We start from the raw sequence: 21813 nt of genomic DNA, 5'->3' as shown, positions 1-21813 counted from the left end.
TGATTTTCGCAATGAAAGGAGGCAGCGAGAATGGCTGAGAATGAATGGCTCTCCAAGGATTTCTACAAGGTCCTCGGTGTCTCCAAGGACGCCACCGACCAGGAGATCACCAAGGCCTACCGCAAGCTCGCCCGCCAATACCATCCGGATCTGAACAAGACCAAAGAGGCCGAGGAGAAGTTCAAGGACATCTCCGAAGCCTACGACGTGCTGAGCAACAAGGACAGCCGCCAGAAGTACGACGCCATCCGCCAGTTCGGCATGGGCGGCGCGCGCTTCGCCGGCGGTGCCGGTGGCGGCGGGTTCGACGCCGGCGGTTTCTCTGACGTCTTCGGCTCGATGTTCGGCGGCGGCAACGGCTCGCATATCCGCTTCCAGACCAACGGCGGCGGCCCCACGAACCTGAACGACATCTTCTCGATGTTCGGGGGAGGTGCCGGTCCTGCCGGCAGCGCGTATGGCGGTTCGCCGTATGGCGGCCAGCAGAGTGCGCCGCGCCCGGAGGACGGCGAGGACCGCAATTCGAAGGTCACGCTGACGTTCCGTCAGGCGGTCAAGGGCGCCACCGTGTCCTTGGGCATGGATGGCAAGAAGTTCAAGACCCATATCCCCGCCGGCGTGAAGGACGGACAGAAGATCCGTCTGGCCGGCAAGGGCAAGCCGGGGCGTAACGGCGGCAAGGCCGGCGACCTGTATCTGCAGCTGAACGTCAAGCCCGACGAACGGTTCGAGATGCGGGGACGCGACATCGTGATGACCCTGCCCGTCACCGTGGGCGAGGCCGTGTGCGGCGCGAAGGTCGAGGCGCGGGATATCGACGGCGAGCCGGTGAGCTTCAAGGTGCCGGCGGGGTCGTCCAGCGGCGCGGAGGTGCGGGTGCCCGGCAAGGGTGTGCAGTCCTCGCGCGGCGCCGGAGACCTGATCGGCCGCATCGAGATCCGCGTGCCCGCCAAGCCCGGCATGGGGCTCAAGCATGCGGCGAAGGAATTCGACAAGGAATCCGGCGACTTCGCCGCCGAACTGGCCGAACAACGATAATCGATATGGCGGCACGTCAACCAGCGGTTGACGTGCCGCCAATCATATGGACCGTGACACAAGTGGCGTCTCCACAATGGCGGAATTCCGCGGTTACGTAACCTTGGAATGTGTCACGGTCCGGCAATGGCGAAAACGGGAGAAAGGAACACCATGGCACGGGTGGCACAGCAGGTGCGGCAGCTCTATGAGATGTGCGCCGTGGCGTTGGTTTCCGGGCGTGCGAACCTCGACGGCGCGAGCGAGGTGGGCTTCGACGTGGAGCTGCCCGTGTTCACCGTCGGCCGCGCCGCCGAGCTGGCCGACATCCACCCGCAGACGCTCCGCCAATACGACCGGCTGGGTCTGGTGGTGCCGCAACGCACCGAAGGCGGAGCCCGCCGCTATTCGCTGCGCGACGTCTCCCGGCTCGCGCACGCGCAGAAGATGAGCCAGAACGAAGGCATCAACCTGGCGGGCATCACCCGCATCCTTGAACTGGAGGAGGAGAACCGCGAGTTGCGCCGTCAGGTGGCGCGCCTGCGCAAACCCTCGGGCTCCAGCGTGTTCGCGGCCGACGCCGACGGCGGCATCGTGGAGATCGAACAGAACCGCAGCGCCCGGAAGTGGCGTCGGCAGATTCACGTGGATCAGCGGGCGCTGCCGTCGCGCCGCGAACGGTATGACGCTGACGATGCGGGCGACGGTGCCGGGTCCCAGGCCGTGGTCGTCTGGCATATGGTGTGAGCGGAGGGGACTCTGGCACCGCGCTCTGCTTGTAGTTGCTGATTCGCAACTACAAGCAGAGCGCGTATACGAGTGATGTTCCGCGCGCAGGACGGACGGTGCCGTTCGTCATGACCGGCAATCGTCCCGGTTCTCTGGTGAGATGGCGTTGAGAAACTCGAACACCGGAGGACGACGATGGAACTGAAAGCCGTATTCTGGGACTTGGATGGCACCCTGATCGATTCGGAGCCGCTGTGGCACCAGGGCGAGATCGAGATTGCCCACGCCAACGGCGGCGAATGGAATGAGGACGACGGCTGGGCCGGTTCCGGCACGCCCGTTCCCGACGTGGCCCGCCGCATGATCGCCAAGGGGTGCACGCTGTCCGTCGACGAGATCGACGTGCAGCTCAAGCGTTATGTCTACGAGTCCGAGTTGAAGGGCCTGCCGTGGATCGACGGTGTGCTGGACGTGCTGCGCTCGCTGAAGGACGCGGGCGTGCCCTCCATGCTGGTATCCACATCCCCCCGTCCGATTGTGGAGAATGTGATGCGTCAGGCGGGCGACCTGTTCGCCGGTTACGTCTGCGGCGACGATCCCGTGGCGCACAAGCCCGATCCTGCGCCGTATCTGGAGGCCGCCAAGCGGCTGGGGCTGGGCGCCGCCGACATGCCTCGCTGCGTGGTGCTGGAGGATTCGTCCTCCGGCCTGCGTTCGGGCGTGGCGTCGGGTGCCACCGTGATCGCCCAGACCGGCTGGATTCGCACCGACACCTCCGGTCTGGGGCAGTTCGCTTCGATTGATTCGTATGACGGCATCGACGTCGAATCGTTGGAGGCGATTGTGTGCCGCAGATTGGCGGCGCACGTGTAACGTGTGAGATTCAAGACGAGAACGTCGAGATGAGCCGTGGGCCGGTATCGGTCCACGGCTCATCTGTTTTCGGGCAGAGCCGGGGAACGGCCGTCCCTGCCGTCACGCCCGCAACCGGGCCAGCTGCTTGCGGGCCAGATCCTTCACCTTGTCATCGGTGTACGGCTGGTCCAGCAGCCAGGTGAAACAGTTCCGAGCCTGGTCGGTGTGTTCGCCGATCAGATTGAGGATGCCCAGATTGTAGACCGCCTTGCGGTCGCCCTCGTCCGCCGCACGCCGATACCACGTCCCGGCCGCCGCATAGTCGCGGTGCAGGCAATGCCCGCCGCGGTAGTACAGGGTGCCCAGGAACCGCATCGTTTCGCCCTGCGGATGCCACTGCGCGGCCGACGTCGGAGGATCGTAGGCGGGCGTGGCCGTCAGATCCGGCGTGGGGGCGAAACGGTTGATCACCACGCGCAGCATCTTCAGAATGCTCGAGGACGTCGGCCGTTTCCGCGGATCCGGCTGCGTCATCGCCAGGAACAGGTCATCCACCCTACCGGGCAGGGTGTCCACCACATTGGATGGCACGCGGTTGACCTGCAGCGCCTGCAAACCGGTGCGCGGCGCCGACTGCGGATGCTGTCCGGTGAGCAGTTCGAACATCACCACGCCCGCCGAATACACGTCTGTGGACTCGTCCACGTCGTCGCCCCGCTTCTGCTCGGGCGAGGCGTAGAGCCGGCTGCCGACCACCTGCCCGGTCTGGGTGACGCCGTCGGCCCTGGTGGACCGGGCGATACCGAAATCCATGAGTTTGACGCATCCGGTGACGTCCAGACTGATGTTGTCAGGCTTGACGTCGCGGTGGATGAATCCCAGACGATGTATCTGCGAGAGTCCCTCGAACAGCTCCACCATGATCCGGCAGACGTCGGACAGCCGCAGCACCGGCTTGCCGCGGTTCAACTGGATGAGTTTGCGCAGCGTGCATCCGTCCACGTACTCCATGACGTAATACGGGACGCGTGCGGTTTCGGGACCGACATCGTAGAGTGCGGGAATGTGGTGCGGCGAGCTGACGGTGGCCAGTACGCGCTCCTCGCGGGCGAAGCGCCGTAGGAACGATTCGTCGCCGCACAGGTCGGCACGCAGCTGCTTGAGCGCCACCGAACGGTGGAACAGCCGCAGGTCGGTGGCCAGGTAGACGCGCCCCATGCCGCCCTCTCCGAGCAGCGATTCCAACCGGTAGCGGTTGTCCAGGATGAGGGCCGTGTCGCCGCCCGACGGTTTGGCCAGCGGCAGGGCCTGCTCGGGGATGTGATAGGCGCTGGTCGTCTCGCGTGGATTGACGGACTGTTGCGCGACGGGGGACTCCGGCGCCGGGTTCTCCGGCGCGGGCTGTTGCGTGGCGGCCGTGGGTTGCTGCACGGTCGTGGGTTGCTGCGTGGCTGTACCCATCACCTTGGTTCCGCCGGGCGCATCCTGCGCTGTGGCATCGGGGAATACGGCCGTCATGCCGTCCGAGGGCGCGGTTCCCGGCAGTACGGCGGTTGCCCCGTCGCAAACCGCGGCCCCCAGCGCCATGGTGGGTTGGTCGTTCCCCGCGGCCCTGAACAGCTGGGTCGCGTCATCGTTGCCCTGCGCGGCGGGGCGGTTGGAAGCGGTCCGTGCCATAATCGTCTCCTTTGCTCGATATGTGGCTAGAGAATCAACGACGTGTTCAGCAGCGCGTTCACCAGCGGCTTGGCGGCATCGGGAATGGCCCAATAGATCGCGGGCGCGGCGGGCGAACTGAACGTCAATACGATCAAACCGGTGATGCACAGTATCCACGCCACCGGTTTGGCCACGCGCCACCGCGCCAGCAGCCACAGCGCGCCGATCACCAGCGCGCCGGTGAACCACAATCCCATGTAATCGGGATCGTAGAGCACATCCTGAATCGTCACCCCGTTGCCGCCCAGGTCGGCACTGTTACGCAACGTCAACGTTCCGCCGGAAAAGCCGAACGCCGTCGACATGAACTGTCCCACGGCAATCGGAATATGCCACTCGACCAGTGTCACCGCCAACAGTATCGGGGAGATCCAGCCGTACCCGGACGGCTTGGGATCGCGGTCGGCCGGCTCGCGGAACGGCGTGAGTTGGGGGCCGCTTTCGCCCACGGACACCGTCAGACTCAGCAGCTCCAGACCGGCCGCTATCGTCGAGGTCCACCGTACCCACGATTCGGCGGTGTCGTTGGCGTACACCGCGCCCAGCAGGACGAGGAACAGGGCGGCCGTGCCCATCGCAACGGCGTTTTCATCCGTTCCCTGCCGGGCGGTTTTCGGCAGGATCAGCAGGCTCAACACCGTCATCATCAGCAGGATGGCCCCCACCGGGGAGCACAGGCCCTCCGCCATGTCGCGAATCGTGTACTCGTCCAACCCGAACGGCAACGTCTGGAACGCCGGCAGATCCGGCATCACGGCGGCGAGCATCACGTACAGGATGCATCCCAGGCACACGGCCGACGCCAGCGCCATCAGTATGTAGGTGTTGCGGCGCTTTCTGACCGGTTCGGGGATTGGTGCCGCCGACTTCGACTTGGATTTGGTTGCGGACGGTTTGGTTGCGGCGGTCGCGGATGCGGAAGTCGCGGCCGGGTTTGCATTGGCCGACTTGCCCTTGGCGGTCTTCTTTCGCGGGGCTTTCCCCGGAACGGACGCGGGCGCGGTTTTCGGCGCGGGAATCGGATCGGGGGTTGCGCTGGCGTTTGTTGTGACGGAATCCTCGCTGGTCGTTTCGCCGTTCGCGCTGTCTTGCAGAATCTGTTCGAGGAACGCGTCGAAATCCAAATCGTCCAGCGGGCTGTCGGCGGGGGAGCCGCCGGTGGTTGCGTCTGTGCCCTTGTTCGTGTCCGCGGCGCTCGCCGAAGTCGCCGCAATCCCCGCCGCCGTGTTCGTGACGGCTGATGCGGCTGTTTTCGGCTTGATTGTGGTCCGCGGCATGATGCGCGTCCCCGCCGTCTGGTCGATCGCCTGTTCCAGACCGGGGACGCTGTGCAGGTCGGCGTACGCGTACACGTCGATTCGCGCGTCGGGATCATCGATCAGCGCACGTGCGGTCCACATCTCGGATGCGGTTTCGATACCGTTGCCGGTGGTGTTGGTCGGTTCGGACGCCGAGCCGCCGGATGGCTGGAAGCGTCGGATCGGCCAGTGCATGATGCTGGCCAGCGGCGCCGCCGGGCAGACGACGGTCGCCCGGTCTTGTTCCGTCATCAGGATGATGCACTGCGTTCCACCCGGTGCCGACGGACACAGGTCGCATACGACAACGCCATCCTGCTGCATGGTCTGCCCGTCGACCACGAGCAGCGCCACGTCGCTGCCGGAAGCCGGGGCGGCGGCACCGCAGCGGTTCCGCACCGGACGACCCGTGCAGAACGCCCAATACAGGTCGTCCATCGTCGGACGGACGGCGGGGTCGTCCTCCAGCGCGTCCTCCAGCGCGCGGATCGCGGTCTCGCTCCACACGCGGCGCAGCCGTTCGCGGTGATGGTCGCCGCGAACGCAACGGATGCTGGTGGGAAACCGCTCCTCGTCGGAGAACAGCCGCAGCACGACCAGCGCGGCCTTGTATACGTCGGAGGCCTGCGTCTGCAGCAACGACTTGGCCTGCGCGTAGCGGCGCTCGGACTCGGATTCGGCGTGTTCGGAGCGTTCCAGCCACGTGTCCGCCTCCGGCACGGTGAAGGTGGGCGAGGTGCCCTGCGGCATGCCGCCGGCCCGTCGCACATGCCGATAGGTGTCGACCTCGATGAACCCGACGTTCACCCGTTCCGACTGGCCGGATTCGGGCACGAACAGCATGATGTTGGAGAAACTGATGTCGCCGATGACGAATCCGAGCCCGTGCAGCATCGCGTAATAGGCCAGGACCTGCAGCGCGGCGCGGCGGCGACCTTCATCGGTCAGCCGGTTCAGGCCCGCCTCGTCGATCAGATGGGTGGCGGACTCGTCCCTGATCCACATTTCCAGGCATTCCGCGCGGCCGGAATCCGGACCGCCGAGGAATCGCGCGTCGACCAGCCGTTCGACGACGCCGAGCGAACCGTCGGCCGCCTCCACCACCGCCAGCGGCCACGCCGCATGGGCGTCGATGTCCCGTTTGAGCTTGATGCCATGCGGCAGCGAACCCAGGTCATCGTAACTGGCGATGAGTTGTTCCAGACTGACGCGAATGGCGGTCCGCCGCTCCCGCAGCACGGTGGAGGGCGCGTACCGCTTGTAGACCAGACGATCGCAGCCCTTCACCCGCATGTCGGCCGGCAGGCGGTAGACGGTGGCCTGGCCGCCGTGGCCGACCTTGTCCAATCCCAGTCGAACGGGATCCGATTGGGACAGCTCCTCCACGGTCATGCCCATAGCAGCATCGCCGTTCGGTCATCATTCGACTGCCGCCTCAGGTACGAGACGACGCGCAGCAGTTCGTAAGGCGGCACGGGCCTGCGCAAACGCTCCCACAGGTAGCCGGCGATGGGCGAGTCCCCGTCGGCCATATCGTCGCCGATGCCGTCGGTCGTCACCAGCACCGCCTGCGTCCCACGATGCAGCGTGCCGCGTGAGATGATCGGATAGCCTTCGCCGGGTTGCGCCGGCAGCGGGGTGACCTCGCTGGACAACAGACCGGCCGCATCCTCCGATTTGGTGGAACCCAGCGGGCGCAATCCGCGCTCGGTGTCGAGGACGAAGGCGTAGCCGTCTCCGGCCAGGGTCGCGCGGACGAACTCGGGCTCGCTCGCCTCGGCGTCGACGACCAGCACCTCGGCCGTGGTGCCCAGCAGCAGGGCACACTCCCGGTCGTCGGTGTCGGCCTCGGCGTCGCGGCCAAGCATCACACGGGCGCGGCGGCGCAGCATCGTGCGGACCTCCTCGGTCACGCCGCGCCAGTCGATGTCATCGAGCGGAACCTGCCGCTCCAACTGCCCCTGCACGGCCGCCATGGCCGCACGGCAAGCCACGGAGGCGCCGACATGGGAGAAGCGCGACTCGGAGACGCCATCCGCCATGGCGGCGATCAGATACCGACCCTCCTGCGCGATGGCGGCGTAATCCTGGCGGGGACGGCCGAAATCCTCATGGCCGAGCCCGCGAATCGAGGCGAACGCCAACGTGAGCCCGCTGCATTCCAAGGTGTCGAGTGCGAACGCCGGTCCGGCGGTGGACGCCTCCCGCACGTCAACCGGGCGGCGTTCGGGCATGACGGCAGTGGCTCCCGGACCGAGCGCATCGACGCCGGCGCGCGTACCGTGGTCGACGGTCGTGATATCGGCGGGAGCGGGCGGCATGATCCAGACGTCTTCGGGCGGGACGGCAGGCTGTGCGTCGATCGGCGGGAAGAGCAGTTGCGTGCCAGACTCTTCGGCGGGCTGCGGCTCGGGGGCGTCGGTCTCTTCGACGGCGGTCCGCGCATCGGCGGGTTCCTCGGCGGTTTGCGCAACGGTCGGCGGGGCGGGAGGCAGCGGGTTGGACAGGACCACGGTCGGCGCATCGATCTTCGCGGCATCCGCGCGGGCCCCGTCATCCCCGGGAACCTCACGGTCCTCATGATCCGCGCGCGGCGGAATCTCACTGCCGGCGGCCAGCTCGTTCAACGTCGGCACGGAGGATGGGGGAATGGCGGGCGGCGCGGCGTTGTCGGCTGACGGGGTGCCGTCATCGGCTGCGCTGTCGGACGCATCCCCGCCGGCGCCGACCGCGCGTTCGTCCGCGCCGGCACCGGTCGGCGGGTTCGCGGCGTCGCGTTTATTCTGCACCCGCAGCGCGATGGCGATGATGATCGCGGGGATGATCACGGCCGCGACCAGCGCGACGCCGATCGGCAGCAGTATGGCGAACACGGTCTCCCACACGGATGCGTCCTGCATGGTCGTCTCCTTCGCTTGGGGTTACAGCACGTCGTACTGGTCGTTGAAGTTCAGCACGTCGAAGTTCGCGCGCCAGCTGTCGTGATCCGCCGCGAACAACGATTCGTCGTCCCGGCGGGACGGCCCGCTGTCGTTCATTGTGACGATGGTGGCGCACATCAGTTCGATGAGGTCGGTGATGTCGCGGGCGACGTTCGCCGGGTCGCGGGCGAGCAACACACGTCCGCGGCGGTTGCAGTACGGGGCGATGTGCTCGGCGCGGACGTTGCCGACGCCGAAGGTCACGAAATGAGGGGACAGTTCGTCGTCCCCGACCAACGCCTCCCAGGCGGCTTTGCGGTCGGCGTCGGAATCGTTGGGGCGGCCGTCGGTGATGAAGAAGACCACGGGGCGGTGGTAGCCGACGCTCAGCCCCTCGAGATGCTCGTGCTCGAACAGGCGCTGGCGCACCTGCTGGAGCTCGGAATGGATGAGTTTGAACGCCGCGCCGTAGTAGGTCAGTCCCTGCGGCTTGAAATCAACACTCTTGCCGGCGAGGTCGGAGAGTTTGCCGACCTCGCCCAACGGCAGCTGCACCTCGGCGCCGGAACTGAACGTGATCAGGCCGATGCGGGTCATGTCGTCGACGGTGGGGAAGTGTTTGCCGAGCTCCGCAAGTTGGGGGATGATGCCTTCGGCCACCTGAAGGGGATGGTTGCCGCTGTCGTCGGTCTCCATCGAACTGGAGACGTCGAGCGCGATGATGACGGGGGAGAATTCGATGTCGTAGTATTTGCGGGGCATGGCTCGTCCTTCCTGTCTCTTAGTACCAATGTATACCGTGGGAGTCCTTGGATATGACGGTCTGTCGGAGGAAGGAGGCGGAAGTGCCGGGCGGATGCGGCATACGTCGCCGTCGGGATATCGCGACGGGTCGGTCGGGAAAAAGAAAACCCTCCGGGGTGGAATCCGGAGGGTCCTCGTGGAGCTGATGGTAATCGAAACCACGACCTCTTCGATGCGAACGAAGCGCTCTACCAACTGAGCTACAGCCCCGTGGATGTTGTCTTGCTCCGCAGGACAACATCGGCCACTATAGTGCGACCCCTGCCCAAATGCAAGTTCCGTGGCGCCGCTTTTTGGACTCTGATCCATCGTGACCGTGATCCATCCCCGAAAACCGCGGAATTCCGGGGTTTTTGAAAACGGGTTGACGTTGCAATGTGTCAGAGTCCGTAAACTGGGACCCCGAGGCGGGGACCCGGGATGACCCCGGGATGGGGTGCCCGGGGATGGGACCCGGGGTGGCGGGGTTAGTTGGCGGCGGGACGCTTCTTGCCGAACTTGGCCTTGAGCAGGCCGACGATGGTCGGGATCAGGGAGATCACCAGAATGGCCACGATGACCAGCTCGAAGTTCTCCTGCACCACCGGGATGCCGCCGAAGAAATAGCCGAGCAGGGTGAACAGCGTGGACCAGCACAGGCCGCCCAGCACCGAGAACGGGGTGAACCGGGCCCAGCGCATGCCGGAAATGCCGGAGATGAACGGCATGAACGTGCGGATGAACGGGAAGAAACGTCCGAGGAACACGGCCAGCGGCCCCCACTTCTCGATCATCGACTCGGTCTTGGCCAGACGTTCCGGGGTCAGGGCCTTGACCTTGCCGGATTCGATGATGCGGCGTCCGAAGAAATGACCGATGAAATAGTTGCACTGGTCGCCGATGATCGGCGCGCACCACACCACCGGCAGCAACGCCATCAACGGCAGCGCGGACTCTCCGGTCGCCGCGTCCGGAGCGGCGAAGAATCCGGCTGCGAACAGCAGCGAGTCGCCCGGCAGGAACGGGAAGAAGACCACGCCCGTTTCGATGAAGATGATCAGGAAGATGAAGCCCAGCGTCGGCGCGACACCCATCGCGATCCAGCTGGCGATCGCCGCGCGCGGATCCTTGAGCAGCTCGACGATGAAATTGACGAAACCCATACCTTAGATATCCCTCTGTCTGTGGTCGGTATTGCGACACATTGGCCGGAACCAACCATACCGCCGTGCGCCAACAATGGGTGCGGCTTCGCGGGATGCCTTGGGGGCGGAACGCTCTTCTCCGGGCGGGAAACAAGGAAGGGCTTCCGCCCGTTGCCGGACGGAAGCCCCAAGGAAGGAGGAGGATGAAACGGGTTGTTGTGTCGGGCGTCCCGCTAGAGCGAGGCGCTGCTGTTGACGTAGGTGGGCTGTTCCTGCGCCTTGTTCGGATCGGAGAACTTGTCGAACGCGCGCAGCAGCACGAGCGACTTCGCATAGGCGATCCAAGCGAAACCGAAGATGATCAACGCCGCCAGTACGAGGAAGATGATGGACGACAGCAGCCCCGGCAAGAATTCACGCTTGAAGCGCTTGAGATATTCGCGATGCAGGTTGATGTCCTCATGGTCGTTGTATGCGAACACCGTGCTGTACAGCGCGGTGAGCGCCGGGCCGATGGTGACGACCGGGATGCAGGTGATGACGAACAGCACGTTCAGTGCCGTGTATCGGGTCAGCAACGTCATGAACCGCCAGAATGGGGCGGGCCCGGCCCGCCGGCGAGATCACCATGCTCGACGTCTTCCGCGCCGTCGATTCACTGGACGGCGGCCACCTGTTCGATTTCCACGCGAATCCCAACCCGGACTGCCCGGTCGGGGGCCATATCCACGAGGTGTTGGACGGTGAGCTGGCCGATGCCCAGGCGGCGTTAGAGCACCGCCTCGCGCAAACCACGCTCGCCGACCTCCTGAAGCGCCTGGATTAGCTCAGGCCGAACAACGCGCCGAAAGCACCGTGGAGCGATTTCTTGGAGCACTCGGATTGACCGCCGAATCACACCGCTTGGTGTTGGGCACGCACGATGGTCGCGCTGTCTTGCGGTGTGGCGGGCGTGTGCGATGTCGCCAATATGCGTTTAGTTGCGAATCCGCAACTAAACGCATATTACAGGGTCATATCAGCGCACCCGCGTCCCCGGTGGAATGGTTCGGGTCGGACACCGTCGATATGCGGAACCTTATTCCTTGATTCGGTAGGCTGTGGACGGACCGTTGCCCACGCGGCGTAACCGGCCCTTTTCGACCATGGCGCGTAGCAATCTGGCGGCGGCCGCCTGGGACATGCCGGTGATTTGTTGGGCTTCGGCTCGGGTGATTACGCCGTGGTCGCGCACATACTTCCGTATCAGTGATTCGTGTTCGTCGGTGTGGCCGGAATGAGAGTCGATCCGCTTGGTTGGGGAGTGGGAATCTTGAACCCTTGTGCTTATGGCGGGATCCTCCTTTGTGGGCGGGTTCGGGGCGAGGGCGGGGATGCTCAGACTGAAGGTGTGATCGGTGATGGAAAAAACCGGTTTTGCCGACATGTGTGCGTAAGCGTGGGTAATGCGGCGGATTCCGGTGCCATATGCTTCGACCAGGCGTAAACGATAGAATATGGAGGCGAGTTTGGGGTTGCGCTGGACGGAGATGCCGTTGAGCATGTCCTGCTTGGTTAATCCGGTCGGTAGTCCTCCGAGATTGACGAATTCAATATGATCGGGGAGGACGCTGATGAGACTTGGGGCAGAGATGCCGTAGTCGCGGTGGATGATGAGGTTAAGTAATGCCTCCCTCAATACGTCCGGCGGGAAATCGTACTCGTCCACTCGGCGCATATCGGGGCCGACGGCTGAGCGGACATGATTGTATTGGGACAGTAGAGACCTCGCCTGTTCGAATTGTTGGGGTAGCGGGCCCGTGATTTCACTGCGCGACTGGAATGCCTCTTTGCCGATATCGGCGAATGCGGCCACTTTGATGGAGGCCATGCATTGGTCGGATAACAGCAGTGCGAGATTGGTGTACACGCCGTCGGGGGTCAGCAACCCCAGGGATCGGTGCTGATGCTCGCCGAAAGGTATGCCGGATGCATCGAAGAATGCCTTGGTGGCAATGAACGTGAGTTGTTGCTGGAAGCTGGGCATGTCTTCGTATGCAACGGGGGCGCTTTGCCGGAGCATATCGAGAATGGCGGTTTCCGTTGCGGGGATGGAGGCGGCTCCGGATCGAATGTACACGCCTGCCGGACGGGGGCCTTTGTCGGCCAGATAATAGGGTGGATGGGTGCCCCGCCTGACCTGCACGACGACGACCGGTAGTCCTTCCATGTGGTTGGTGGAGACCGAAATGAAGTTCAGGATATCGGGAAGAATCGCATTGGCGGCGGCTTGGGTCGCTTGCCGCATGCATTGATCGGGGTCCTTGACGCCTATGACCGTTCCGTCGTCATCCACGCCGATGTATATGGTGCCGCCATCGGTGTTGGCGAACGCGACGATGGATCGTTTGGCGCTGTCGCTCCAGGCGCGTTTGAATTCGGTGTGTTCATCTTCGGCGAGTTCCATAATCTTATCTTATCTTATCTTATCTTATCTTATCTGATCTGATCTGGATGGCGGGACGGCGCATCGACCGGTTGCGGGATACTGGATGGTATGGAAGACGTGCAGCACCTGACCAATGCGATGAACCCCAACGGCTCCGGTGACTCGGCCGCAGTCATGGACCATGCGACCGCCATAACCGGTACTGACGATTCCGCGGCGGACGCCGAAGATCCGAACGACGCGACGGGTATCGACGGGACTGACGCGACCAGTGCCGACGAGGTCACGGCGGACGCCGCCGCCCCTGCGGCGTCGCGTGCGATCGCCATTCCCCGCGGCACCGTGGTGCTGGCCGCCACGCCGATCGGCAACGACGGCGACGCCTCCGCGCGACTCGTCGCATTGCTGGAACGCGCCGACATCGTCGCCGCCGAGGACACCAGACGGCTGTACGCGCTCGCGAACCGGCTCGGCGTGCGGGTCGGCGGCCGCGTCGTCGCCTACCATGACCACAACGAACGCGAGAAATCGGACGGCCTGCTCGATCAGGTGGAGGCGGGCGCCACCGTACTCGTCGTCTCCGACGCCGGCATGCCCACAATCAACGACCCCGGACTGGCGGTGGTGCGTCGCGCCATCGAACGGGGACTGCCGGTGACCTGCGCTCCCGGCCCCTCCGCCGTCCTGGACGCGCTCGCCCTGTCCGGACTGCCGACCGACCGGTTCTGCTACGAGGGGTTCCTGCCGCGCAAGCATGCGGAACGGATGCAGCATCTGCGCGCCCTGCGCGCGGAACGCCGCACGATGGTGTTCTACGAGACGCTGCACCGCATCGACGAGTCGATGGACGACCTGCTGGAGGCGTTCGGCGCGGACCGTCCGATGGCGCTGTGCCGTGAACTGACGAAGGAGTACGAGCAGGTGCGCCGCGGCACGATCGGCGAGATCCGGCAAAGCGTCCTCGACGATCCGCCGCGTGGGGAGATGGTGCTGGTGGTGGGCGGTGCCTCGGAGGGCGAGGCGCAGGCCGCGGCCCCGGCATCCCTGTCCGTCACGGATCTGGCGGTGCTGGCGGTGGATCGCGCGAGGGAGGACGGTCTGCGCATCAAGGACGCGATCATGCAGGTGATCGAGGAGCATCCGTTGGCGGACGGCACGCTGGCCAACCGCAAGGAGGTCTACGCGACCGTATTGGCGATGCGGCAGTAGCGGCGTTGGCGGCGTCGCCGCTACCGCGTGCGCTGCTCGAGGGAGTCGAGCAGGACGCTCAGTGATTCGCGGACGTGCGGCCCTCCCCGCTGGGAGATGTATTCCAGCAGTTCGGCGTCGGCGTGCGGATTGGCCACGATCCAGCGGCGCAGATCCGGTCGCTCCCGCGCGATGGCCCAGAGCACCGCGTCGGGGGTGAGCGGGTCGCAGGCCATGGCCGGCGTAGGCTGGATGGGCGGGTCCGGCGGTGTGACGTGGACGGCGGGCGCGCGGCGGACGCGACCGATGGTGATGGCGTTCAGCCGGCTGATGACGGAAACCGGCGTACGGCGGCGTCGCTGCGTGGACAGGAGATCGAGACGGTTGCGCATGGTGTTCTCCGATTGTTCTCCGATTGCGGACGGATGGTGGTGCGGGCGGGGACCGGAATCAGAAACAGGGGGCGATGTACTCGAAGAACGCCCGCGCGCGGGGCGCGTTGGGCCAGTAGCGGTTCTCGTCGAGGATGGCCAGGCATTCCTGCGGAGTGCACTGTTTGGAATCCATGAGGGCGCACACCATATCGTTGACCTCGCGGCGCGGTGTCTCGTCGGGAGGCAGCAGCGCCAGGTCGCAGGCGGTGCGGGCGGGCGTGGTCGTCTTGAGCCGCCCGATGGCGGCGATGTGCGCGTCCGGGGCCTTGCGGTTGAACACGCGGACCCGTCTGCCATGGACCGGGGCGCGGAAGTGCGAGGCGGAGATCACGTCGATGGTGTTGGGGAACGTGCCGCCGAGCCAGACCCACGCGGCGCTGACGGCGCATGCCACGGTGTTGTACGGTTTGAGCGCGGCGAGAATGGAGGCGCGGCCGAATAGGGTTTCGGCGTCCTCGGTCAGGTAGGCGCTGTCGTCATCGAGTTGGCGGACGGCGCCGAGCCCAGCGAGACGGTGCAGGCTCATCGGGCCGGGCAGGTCGTCGTCGTACAGCAGTGGCGACCGCGGTTCGTTGGTTGTGGTTTTGCTCATGATTGCGACCGTACGCGGCGGAGGGGGAGGGCGCCACCGGGCTTCGGGAAAAAGTGGATAAGTGGATAAGCCGATGTGGATGGAACGGATACGTGGACGGCGTGCGCGCAGTCGGGACGATGGTCGGGACGGCGGTGCCGCTGTGTCCGCGCTGGGCCTGATAATCGGGGCTATGACTCATGTACTGGTGAATGTTGCCTGGCCGTATGCGAACGGCCCCCGCCATATCGGCCATGTGGCCGGATTCGGTGTCCCCTCGGACGTGTATGCGCGCTACGAGCGCATGAAGGGCAATGACGTGCTCATGGTGTCCGGCACCGACGAGCATGGCACCCCGATCCTGGTCGAGGCGGAGAAGGAGGGGCTGAGCGCCCAGGAGCTGGCGAACCGGTACAATCGCGTGATCGCCAAGGACCTGTGCGATCTGGGCCTGAGCTATGACCTGTTCACCCGCACCACCACCGGCAATCACGAGCAAGTGGTGCAGGAACTGTTCAAGCAGTGCCTGAAGAACGGGTACATCTATAAGGGTACGCAGAAGGTGGCGATCAGCCCCTCCACCGGGCGCACGCTGCCCGACCGCTACATCGAGGGCGAATGCCCGATCTGCCACACCGACGGCGCGCGCGGCGACCAGTGCGACGCCTGCGGCAACGAACTCGACCCGGACGAACTGATCAACCCGGTCTCGAAGATCAACGGCGAAACCCCGCGCTTCGAGGAGACCGAGCACTTCTTCCTGGATCTGCCGGCGCTCGCCGAAGCCAACCTGGCGTGGCTCAAGACCCGCACCGACTGGCGCACCAACGTCATCAACTTCTCGATCGGCCTGTTCAAGGAGGTCAAGCCGCGCGCCATCACGCGCGACATCGACTGGGGCATCCCGGTGCCGGTGGACGGCTGGATCGACAACCCGAACAAGCGCCTGTACGTGTGGTTCGACGCGGTGATCGGCTACCTGTCGGCCTCGATCGAATGGGCCCGCCGCTTCGGCGAGACCCCGGAGGACTGGCGCAAGTGGTGGTGCGACCCCTCCACGCCCGGCTACTACTTCATGGGCAAGGACAACATCACCTTCCACTCGCAGATCTGGCCCTCCGAGATGCTCGGCTACAACGGTGCCGGCTCCAAGGGCGGTGAGGCCGGCAAGCTCGGCCCGCTCAACATGCCTGAACAGGTGGTGGCCAGCGAGTTCATGACGATGGAGGGGCGCAAGTTCAGCTCCTCGCGCGGCATCGTGATCTACGTGAAGGACATCCTGGCGCGCTACCCCGTGGACGCCGTGCGCTACTACATCTCGGTGGCCGGCCCAGAGACCTCCGACGCCGACTTCACCTGGAGCGAGTTCGTGCGCCACAACAACGAGGAGCTGGCCGCCAGCTGGGGCAACCTGGTCAACCGCGTGGCCAACCTCATGCATAAGAACTTCGGCGAGATCCCGGCGCTGGACGAATCGAAGATGACCGACGAGGACCGCGCCCTGCTGGAGGAGACCCGGGCCGCGTTCGCCACGGTCGGCGACCTGATCGAACGCCACCGCCAGAAGAACGCGCTGACCGAGGCGATGCGCGTGGTCGGCGACATCAACAAGTACATCTCCGCTACCGAACCGTGGAAGATCAAGGACGACCCGGCGCGACTGGGCACCGTGCTGCATGTGGCCGCGCAGGCCGTCTCCGACGCGAACCACCTCCTGGCCCCGTTCCTGCCGCACTCCGCGCAGAAGGTGTGGGAGGCGCTGGGCGGCACGGGCGTGTTCTCGCCGCTGCCGCGCATCGAGGAGGTCGAGGACCTGGACAAGCCGGGCTTCACCTACCCGATCATCACCGGCGACTACAAGCTCGGCGAGACGGTCCGTCCGTGGGCCAGCGAGCCGATCGTGCCGGGCACCCCGGTGGCCAAGCCCGCACCGATCTTCGCGAAGATTCCGAAGGAGGCCGTCGAGGAGGAGCTGGCGCGCTTCGAGTCCGAGCTGGCCGCCCGCCGCGAGGCCGAGGCGCAGCGCCTGGCTGCGGAGAAGGCCAAGCTGCAGGGCTGAGACGCGGAATCCGGACGGATTCATGACAAGGAAAAACCGTGTACCCCAGGATCCGGGGTACACGGTTTTTCGCGTAGACGGGAAAGGAGAGAGAGGAGATCAGTACTTGTACAGCTTGAGCAGGCGGGCCTCAGGCATCGGTCCGAACTCGACGCTCATCTTCTCATCGCCATTGAGCACGCGCGAGGCAACGAATTGGCCGTCGGCGATTGTACCCTCCTGGTAGGAGACGATGCCTACCTTGCTGTTCTCTCCGATCTTGGCGGTGAAATTCATCGAGCACATCATACCGACCATCAGCAGTGTGTCGTCATCAAGCTCGAACAGCGCGCCGGAAGCCAACGGCTGGGATTCGGCCTTGGGGGAGAACGCGACCTTGAGATCGTAGTTCTTCAACGTCAAGTAGCGACCGAAGTCCGTCTCGCTCTCGCGAACCCAGCTGTGCAGGCGGTCCGTGCCACGGTATTCGAGCAGCAACGGCTTCATGCCCTGGATGAGTTCATAGACGCGTGACAGGTACGGCTTGCTGTTGGTGATGTCGAAGGACGAGGGGTCGATATTCAGCGCGATCATCACGCTCATCGGCGGCTTTGGAATCGAGTCGGGGTCGAGGGCAAGCTGTTCGATGCCGAACGGCGAGTAGCCGATTGCGTTGTACTTGGTGAACGCGTGCAAGGCGTACGATGCGGTCTGTGCATCTTTGCGGACCTCCGGCACGAATAGCGGGTTGCCTTCGTAGCTGTAGTCGTTCATCGCCTTGGCGATGGTGGGCACGTAGATGTCGGGGGCAAGCGTGAACAGCGAAGGTGCCATGGCTTTCCAGACGCGGTGCGTCGGGGTGGACGGACCGCCCGCCGGGTAGGAACCCGGGTTCCAGGGATACTGGTACAGCCAGGAGTTCGTATAGGCGGGGATCGGATGTTTGTCCATGCCTGCCGCAGCGATGCGTTCCACATCCTTGGCATAGTGGTAAGCCATGAAGTTTTCGCCGTCATGGCCCGGGAATTCATCGGCCCACGGGGTGCCCGCAGCGACGCCAAGCTTCTCCGCGAGGTCGGTGGGGATGCCCTGGACGAACAGCTCGTTGGCCATGTCCGAGTAGTCTCGGTCGGAGCCGAGCAGGCCGATCTCGTTCTCGACTTGCATGAAGATGAATGTGGTCTGGTCGCGGTCGAGCTCGGCGATATGCTCCATGAGCTTGGTGTATGCATTCGCATCTTTCTCGATAGCAGCCTCGCACAGCGGGGAGATCGAGTCGAGCGGTTCGCCGCTGACCTTGCGCGCGCGGAAATAGGTGGCGGTGTCGGTTTTCATCCAACCGGGCACGTACATGGACTCGGCGTTCTTCCACAGGCCGAACCACAGGCCGATGATCTTGGTGTCGTGCTCACGGGCCTGCTTGGCGATGCCGTCGACCAACGTGAAGTCGAACTTGCCTTCCTCGGGTTCGATTTGCTCCCAGTACAGCGGGATTACCAGGGAATTGACGTGCATGCCCTCCAGGTTCGGCCAGACGTTCTTCTCCATATAGTCAAGGCTGGCGGCCGACGAATTCTGCAGCTCGCCCGCGGTGGCTAGGAACGGCTCTCCGTCCACGAACAGCGTGGGGATGCCGTTCACGTCTTCGATGTGCGGAATGGATTCCATTGTTCCTCCTTTGGAAAGTGGTCCCCTTCATTACACCGCGGCGCAAACGGACTGTCTATCGCAAAAATAAACTATTTATACTAAAAAATTAAGAATAAAGTGAATTAATTGTGCAGATCGCTGATGTTTGCAGTTTGTCGGTACTTTGCCGGTGTGCTGCCGGAATGCTTCCTGAACACCGAACAGAAATGGCTCGCCGATCGGAACCCGCAGTCGGTCGCGATGTCGGCGATGGGCCTGTCGGGGAATTGCAGCAGTTGCAGACGGGCGTTGACGATGCGGGTGACGGTCAGGAAATGGTGGACGGTCTGCCCGACCGTCTTCTTGAACAGGCTGCAGAGGTATTCGTTGGATACGCCGGCCTCGGCCGCGATGTCCTCTATGGACAACGGCTCCATGTATCGCCGTTCGATTGCGGAAATGGCGCGGTCGACGATCGGGTTGGCGTTGTAGGTGCCGATGTGCTCGACCTGGCTGATGCGTTCCGACAGGCCCAGCAGCAGGTGGAAGCATGCGGCGGCGATGCCGTTGTGGTCCTGACGGTCGCGCATGTAGAGGTGGAACATGTCGGCGATGCGGTCCCGGAAGAAATCCGGATCGGAAAAGTAGTATGCGCCGGAGTCGTACATGCCCAGCTGCATCAACAGGGTGGCGCACATCGGCCCCTTGAATCCGACGAAGTGGACGGTCCAGTCGTCACTGAGCGGCCGGTAGGTGTGAGTGACGTGCGGATGCAGAAGAAAGCCCTGTTTCTCGCGGATGACCATACGCTGATCGTCGACGGTGAGGGCGCCGCTGCCGCGTTCGCAATAGAACCATTGGTACAGGCTCATGCCGCGTGGTCGGTCGATGGTTTCCTGCTTGTGGTTGTAGCCGAGGATATTGACCTCAAGCGGCATGACGTCTTTGCCGCGCTTGCGGTTACTTAGTGTGATAATCACGATATCTCCACAAAAAAATTAATTATTTACTATCAATATTATTTTATTGCGATGGACGACGATTGACTTCGGCGCTGTAATAAGACTGTTCAGACCAAAGGAGTTTGAAACATCGGCCCGTCACCTCAATGGGGTGTCGTCCGTCGATGAAGCGGTTCGATTGTCGAAGGAGATGGTATGGCTGCTGCTTCCGGTAGCTTGGCGTCGAAGTATTTGCCTCGTATCGGTTATATGTCGACCGAGATGGGCACGACGTTCAGCTTTTACATGATCAGTTCGTTCCTGAGTGTGTTCTACACGGACGCGGTGGGTTTGACGCCGATGGTGGTGAGCACGCTGATGCTGGTGGTGCGCGTGATCGACGCGGTGGTCGCGCCTGTGCTGGGTGGCATCATCGACGGCACGCGCAGCAAGTGGGGCCGTTGCCGTCCGTGGCTGTTGTGGGGCCTGCCGTTCCTGGTGCTGCTGTCGATCCTGACGTTCTCGGACTTCAACTTCTCGGGCACGGGCAAGGTGATGTATGCGTATATCACGTACATCGGTCTTGAGCTGGCGTTTATGCTGGTGGACACGTCGAAGGCGGCGTTGGTGAACACAATCACCGCGGACGGTCAGGAGCGCGTGGTGCTCAACTCGTGGCGTTCGGCCGGCGGCTCGATCATCAACATCGTGCTCTCGGCGGTCACGATGCCGATCATCCTGTTCCTGGGCAATGATTCCGGCGCCTACCAGATCACGAACGTGATCTACATCATCGTGTGCATCCCGCTGATCCTCGCCGGCTTCTTCCTGTGCAAGGAGACCGTGGTCGACGCGACCACGAGCGGCGAGAAGGTGAAGTTCTCGGAATCCATGGCCTCGCTGGTGAAGAACCCGATGCTGCTCCTGCTGGTGGTCTCGAGTGTGCTGGGCACGGCCGCCTCGCTGTCGCGTATCGGCACGCAGGTGTACTACTACCAGCATTCGCTGCAGCGTGCGGATCTCGCCGGCACGATCATGGTGGCCTATCAGGTGGGGCAGTTCCTGGTCCCGTTCGTCGTGCCGACCGTGCTGCGGTTCCTGGGCAAGAAGGTGGGCATGATCGTGGCGAATGCTTTGGATGGCGTCGCGCTGCTGGTCCTGTTCCTGATGGGGCCGAATGCGAACCCGATCGCGGTGATCGTGTGCACGTTCTTCGTCGGCTTCTTCGCGATGAGCGCGCTGATGAGCTTCTCCGCCACCTCGGACTGCATCGAGTACGGCTACTTCCGCAACGGCAAGCGTACGCCGGGCGCCTCGGTGGGCGTGATGACGATGAGTGTGAAGCTGGGCTTGGCGCTCGGTGGATGGCTCGGGCTGTTCCTGTTGGGCGTGTTCGGCTACCAGCAGGGCGTGGAGGTGACCGAGGGCATGCGCGAGAGCATCAACTTTGTGGTCAACGCGGTGCCTGCGATTCTGACCTTCCTGAGTGTGCTGCCGATGATCCCGTATTCGCTGACCAACAAGCGCATGCAGGAGATCAACGCCGCCAACGCCGAAGCCGACGCCAAAGCGGCTGAACTGCAAGGTGCCGATAAGGCCTGATCGTCAATCGCAACGTGAGCCGTTCGACCATCTCGGCCGAGCGGCTCACGGTTCCCGCCGTCGCCCGGCATCCGTAGGAGCAGGTGTCGGCATGCAGGCAAAAGTGGTCGTAAAGAGAACAATCGGTTCATCGACGAACCGTCGGAAGGCGTGACGCGCGCACAAGAGCAGGCCGAAGTGTTGGGTCCATCCATCGGCAGTGAGCGATGATTCAAGCGAGGAAGCGCGGGCATTGCGCCTTGGGTGTGTCTTGGAAAGGAATTGTGGCAATGGCTGCTGCAGTAGGTGTGAAATCCAAGTATTTGGCTCGTTTTGGTTATATGTCGGCTGAGATGGGCACGACGTTCAGCTTTTACATGATCAGTTCGTTCCTGAGTGTGTTCTACACGGATGCGGTGGGTTTGACGCCGATGGTGGTGAGCACGCTGATGCTGGTGGTGCGCGTGATCGACGCGGTGGTCGCGCCTGTGCTGGGTGGCATCATCGACGGCACGCGCAGCAAGTGGGGCCGTTGC

At 63.9% G+C, this 21813-nt stretch carries 19 protein-coding genes and 1 tRNA gene; 8 read left to right on the top strand and 12 right to left on the bottom strand.

The genetic code is table 11. From position 1 onward, the window contains the following. Window positions 1-30 precede the first annotated feature (30 nt). From OU11_RS03390 to OU11_RS03380, 3 genes are all read left to right on the top strand, one after another. Window positions 31-1038 (top strand): DnaJ C-terminal domain-containing protein, encoded by a 1008-nt coding sequence (locus OU11_RS03390; protein ID WP_033514512.1) that lies wholly within the window; start codon window positions 31-33, stop codon window positions 1036-1038. 153 nt (window positions 1039-1191) lie between these two features. Next, window positions 1192-1764, top strand: coding sequence for a heat shock protein transcriptional repressor HspR (locus tag OU11_RS03385; RefSeq protein WP_152597053.1), 573 nt, complete (start codon window positions 1192-1194; stop codon window positions 1762-1764). 177 nt (window positions 1765-1941) lie between these two features. Beyond that, window positions 1942-2619 carry an HAD family hydrolase gene (locus OU11_RS03380; RefSeq protein WP_033514510.1) on the top strand — a complete coding sequence of 226 codons (678 nt, stop codon included), beginning with the start codon at window positions 1942-1944 and terminating at the stop codon, window positions 2617-2619. A 102-nt stretch (window positions 2620-2721) separates the two neighbouring features. Here OU11_RS03380 and OU11_RS08790 read toward each other — a convergent pair whose 3' ends face one another. The 7 genes from OU11_RS08790 to OU11_RS03345 all read right to left on the bottom strand — a co-directional run bounded on the left by OU11_RS08790 (window position 2722) and on the right by OU11_RS03345 (window position 11051). Next, on the bottom strand, window positions 2722-4278 hold the full coding sequence (locus OU11_RS08790; RefSeq protein WP_052122596.1) for a protein kinase domain-containing protein: 1557 nt from the start codon (window positions 4276-4278) through the stop codon (window positions 2722-2724). 26 nt (window positions 4279-4304) lie between these two features. Then, window positions 4305-7016: a hypothetical protein gene (locus OU11_RS03370; RefSeq protein WP_033514509.1), complete on the bottom strand. Its 2712-nt coding sequence runs from the start codon at window positions 7014-7016 to the stop codon at window positions 4305-4307. Continuing rightward, complete coding sequence (locus OU11_RS03365) at window positions 7007-8518, bottom strand: protein phosphatase 2C domain-containing protein (RefSeq protein ID WP_033514508.1); 1512 nt, start codon at window positions 8516-8518, stop codon at window positions 7007-7009. The genes OU11_RS03370 and OU11_RS03365 overlap by 10 nt, the downstream gene beginning before the upstream one ends. Window positions 8519-8539: 21 nt before the next feature. Beyond that, window positions 8540-9301, bottom strand: coding sequence for a vWA domain-containing protein (locus OU11_RS08785; protein WP_052122595.1), 762 nt, complete (start codon window positions 9299-9301; stop codon window positions 8540-8542). A gap of 179 nt (window positions 9302-9480) precedes the next feature. After that, a tRNA-Ala gene (locus OU11_RS03355) sits at window positions 9481-9553 on the bottom strand. Between the two features lie 257 nt (window positions 9554-9810). Next, complete coding sequence (locus OU11_RS03350) at window positions 9811-10485, bottom strand: DedA family protein (RefSeq protein WP_033514507.1); 675 nt, start codon at window positions 10483-10485, stop codon at window positions 9811-9813. 215 nt (window positions 10486-10700) lie between these two features. Then, the gene (locus tag OU11_RS03345; protein ID WP_052122594.1) at window positions 10701-11051 is read right to left on the bottom strand and encodes a DUF624 domain-containing protein; all 351 of its coding nucleotides are present in this window, start codon (window positions 11049-11051) and stop codon (window positions 10701-10703) included. A gap of 11 nt (window positions 11052-11062) precedes the next feature. Between OU11_RS03345 and OU11_RS03340 the strand changes: the two genes are divergently transcribed. Then, window positions 11063-11293, top strand: a complete 231-nt coding sequence (locus OU11_RS03340; RefSeq protein ID WP_052122593.1) for an Rrf2 family transcriptional regulator — start codon at window positions 11063-11065, stop codon at window positions 11291-11293. A 252-nt stretch (window positions 11294-11545) separates the two neighbouring features. On the opposite strand, the gene OU11_RS03335 is transcribed toward OU11_RS03340, so the two are convergent. Then, window positions 11546-12913, bottom strand: coding sequence for a DNA glycosylase AlkZ-like family protein (locus OU11_RS03335; RefSeq protein WP_033514506.1), 1368 nt, complete (start codon window positions 12911-12913; stop codon window positions 11546-11548). 156 nt (window positions 12914-13069) lie between these two features. Here OU11_RS03335 and rsmI point away from each other — a divergent pair, with 156 nt between their 5' ends. Beyond that, entirely contained in the window at window positions 13070-14104 is a 1035-nt protein-coding gene (gene rsmI / locus OU11_RS03330; protein ID WP_052122600.1) for a 16S rRNA (cytidine(1402)-2'-O)-methyltransferase, read from the top strand. A 20-nt stretch (window positions 14105-14124) separates the two neighbouring features. Here rsmI and OU11_RS09470 read toward each other — a convergent pair whose 3' ends face one another. Both OU11_RS09470 and OU11_RS03320 read right to left on the bottom strand, forming a co-directional pair. After that, a complete protein-coding gene (locus OU11_RS09470) occupies window positions 14125-14475 on the bottom strand; it encodes a variant leucine-rich repeat-containing protein (protein WP_223224127.1) in 351 nt (116 codons plus the stop codon). 58 nt (window positions 14476-14533) lie between these two features. Then, on the bottom strand, window positions 14534-15109 hold the full coding sequence (locus OU11_RS03320) for a type IV toxin-antitoxin system AbiEi family antitoxin (protein ID WP_033514505.1): 576 nt from the start codon (window positions 15107-15109) through the stop codon (window positions 14534-14536). Between the two features lie 172 nt (window positions 15110-15281). Between OU11_RS03320 and metG the strand changes: the two genes are divergently transcribed. Then, a complete protein-coding gene (metG, locus tag OU11_RS03315) occupies window positions 15282-17147 on the top strand; it encodes a methionine--tRNA ligase (RefSeq protein ID WP_033514504.1) in 1866 nt (621 codons plus the stop codon). A gap of 99 nt (window positions 17148-17246) precedes the next feature. Here the strand turns inward: metG and OU11_RS03310 are convergent, their stop codons facing one another. Next, window positions 17247-18794 carry a DUF5597 domain-containing protein gene (locus tag OU11_RS03310; RefSeq protein WP_033514503.1) on the bottom strand — a complete coding sequence of 516 codons (1548 nt, stop codon included), beginning with the start codon at window positions 18792-18794 and terminating at the stop codon, window positions 17247-17249. A 104-nt stretch (window positions 18795-18898) separates the two neighbouring features. Continuing rightward, the gene (locus tag OU11_RS03305) at window positions 18899-19735 is read right to left on the bottom strand and encodes a helix-turn-helix domain-containing protein (RefSeq protein WP_152595003.1); all 837 of its coding nucleotides are present in this window, start codon (window positions 19733-19735) and stop codon (window positions 18899-18901) included. A 177-nt stretch (window positions 19736-19912) separates the two neighbouring features. Between OU11_RS03305 and OU11_RS03300 the strand changes: the two genes are divergently transcribed. Both OU11_RS03300 and OU11_RS03295 read left to right on the top strand, forming a co-directional pair. After that, complete coding sequence (locus tag OU11_RS03300) at window positions 19913-21298, top strand: MFS transporter (RefSeq protein ID WP_081963426.1); 1386 nt, start codon at window positions 19913-19915, stop codon at window positions 21296-21298. 269 nt (window positions 21299-21567) lie between these two features. Beyond that, a partial coding sequence (locus tag OU11_RS03295) for an MFS transporter (RefSeq protein ID WP_161782756.1) occupies window positions 21568-21813 on the top strand: 246 nt, incomplete at its 3' end.

The sequence above is a fragment of the Bifidobacterium pullorum DSM 20433 genome, assembly GCF_000771405.1.
Taxonomy (GTDB): Bacteria; Actinomycetota; Actinomycetes; order Actinomycetales; family Bifidobacteriaceae; genus Bifidobacterium; species Bifidobacterium pullorum.
This window is presented reverse-complemented; position numbering and strand designations above follow the sequence as displayed.

What these genes read in the sequence shown, in the direction of transcription:
- OU11_RS03320 (WP_033514505.1), bottom strand. Translation starts at nt 15,109, where the DNA reads ATGAGCAAAACCACAACCAACGAACCGCGGTCGCCACTGCTGTACGAC.
- OU11_RS03370 (WP_033514509.1), bottom strand. Translation starts at nt 7,016, where the DNA reads ATGGGCATGACCGTGGAGGAGCTGTCCCAATCGGATCCCGTTCGACTG.
- OU11_RS08790 (WP_052122596.1), bottom strand. Translation starts at nt 4,278, where the DNA reads ATGGCACGGACCGCTTCCAACCGCCCCGCCGCGCAGGGCAACGATGAC.
- OU11_RS03310 (WP_033514503.1), bottom strand. Translation starts at nt 18,794, where the DNA reads ATGGAATCCATTCCGCACATCGAAGACGTGAACGGCATCCCCACGCTG.
- OU11_RS03390 (WP_033514512.1), top strand. Translation starts at nt 31, where the DNA reads ATGGCTGAGAATGAATGGCTCTCCAAGGATTTCTACAAGGTCCTCGGT.
- OU11_RS09470 (WP_223224127.1), bottom strand. Translation starts at nt 14,475, where the DNA reads ATGCGCAACCGTCTCGATCTCCTGTCCACGCAGCGACGCCGCCGTACG.
- OU11_RS03335 (WP_033514506.1), bottom strand. Translation starts at nt 12,913, where the DNA reads ATGGAACTCGCCGAAGATGAACACACCGAATTCAAACGCGCCTGGAGC.
- OU11_RS03380 (WP_033514510.1), top strand. Translation starts at nt 1,942, where the DNA reads ATGGAACTGAAAGCCGTATTCTGGGACTTGGATGGCACCCTGATCGAT.
- OU11_RS08785 (WP_052122595.1), bottom strand. Translation starts at nt 9,301, where the DNA reads ATGCCCCGCAAATACTACGACATCGAATTCTCCCCCGTCATCATCGCG.
- OU11_RS03345 (WP_052122594.1), bottom strand. Translation starts at nt 11,051, where the DNA reads ATGACGTTGCTGACCCGATACACGGCACTGAACGTGCTGTTCGTCATC.
- OU11_RS03350 (WP_033514507.1), bottom strand. Translation starts at nt 10,485, where the DNA reads ATGGGTTTCGTCAATTTCATCGTCGAGCTGCTCAAGGATCCGCGCGCG.
- OU11_RS03340 (WP_052122593.1), top strand. Translation starts at nt 11,063, where the DNA reads ATGGGGCGGGCCCGGCCCGCCGGCGAGATCACCATGCTCGACGTCTTC.
- OU11_RS03300 (WP_081963426.1), top strand. Translation starts at nt 19,913, where the DNA reads ATGGCTGCTGCTTCCGGTAGCTTGGCGTCGAAGTATTTGCCTCGTATC.
- OU11_RS03385 (WP_152597053.1), top strand. Translation starts at nt 1,192, where the DNA reads ATGGCACGGGTGGCACAGCAGGTGCGGCAGCTCTATGAGATGTGCGCC.
- OU11_RS03365 (WP_033514508.1), bottom strand. Translation starts at nt 8,518, where the DNA reads ATGCAGGACGCATCCGTGTGGGAGACCGTGTTCGCCATACTGCTGCCG.
- rsmI (WP_052122600.1), top strand. Translation starts at nt 13,070, where the DNA reads ATGGACCATGCGACCGCCATAACCGGTACTGACGATTCCGCGGCGGAC.
- metG (WP_033514504.1), top strand. Translation starts at nt 15,282, where the DNA reads ATGACTCATGTACTGGTGAATGTTGCCTGGCCGTATGCGAACGGCCCC.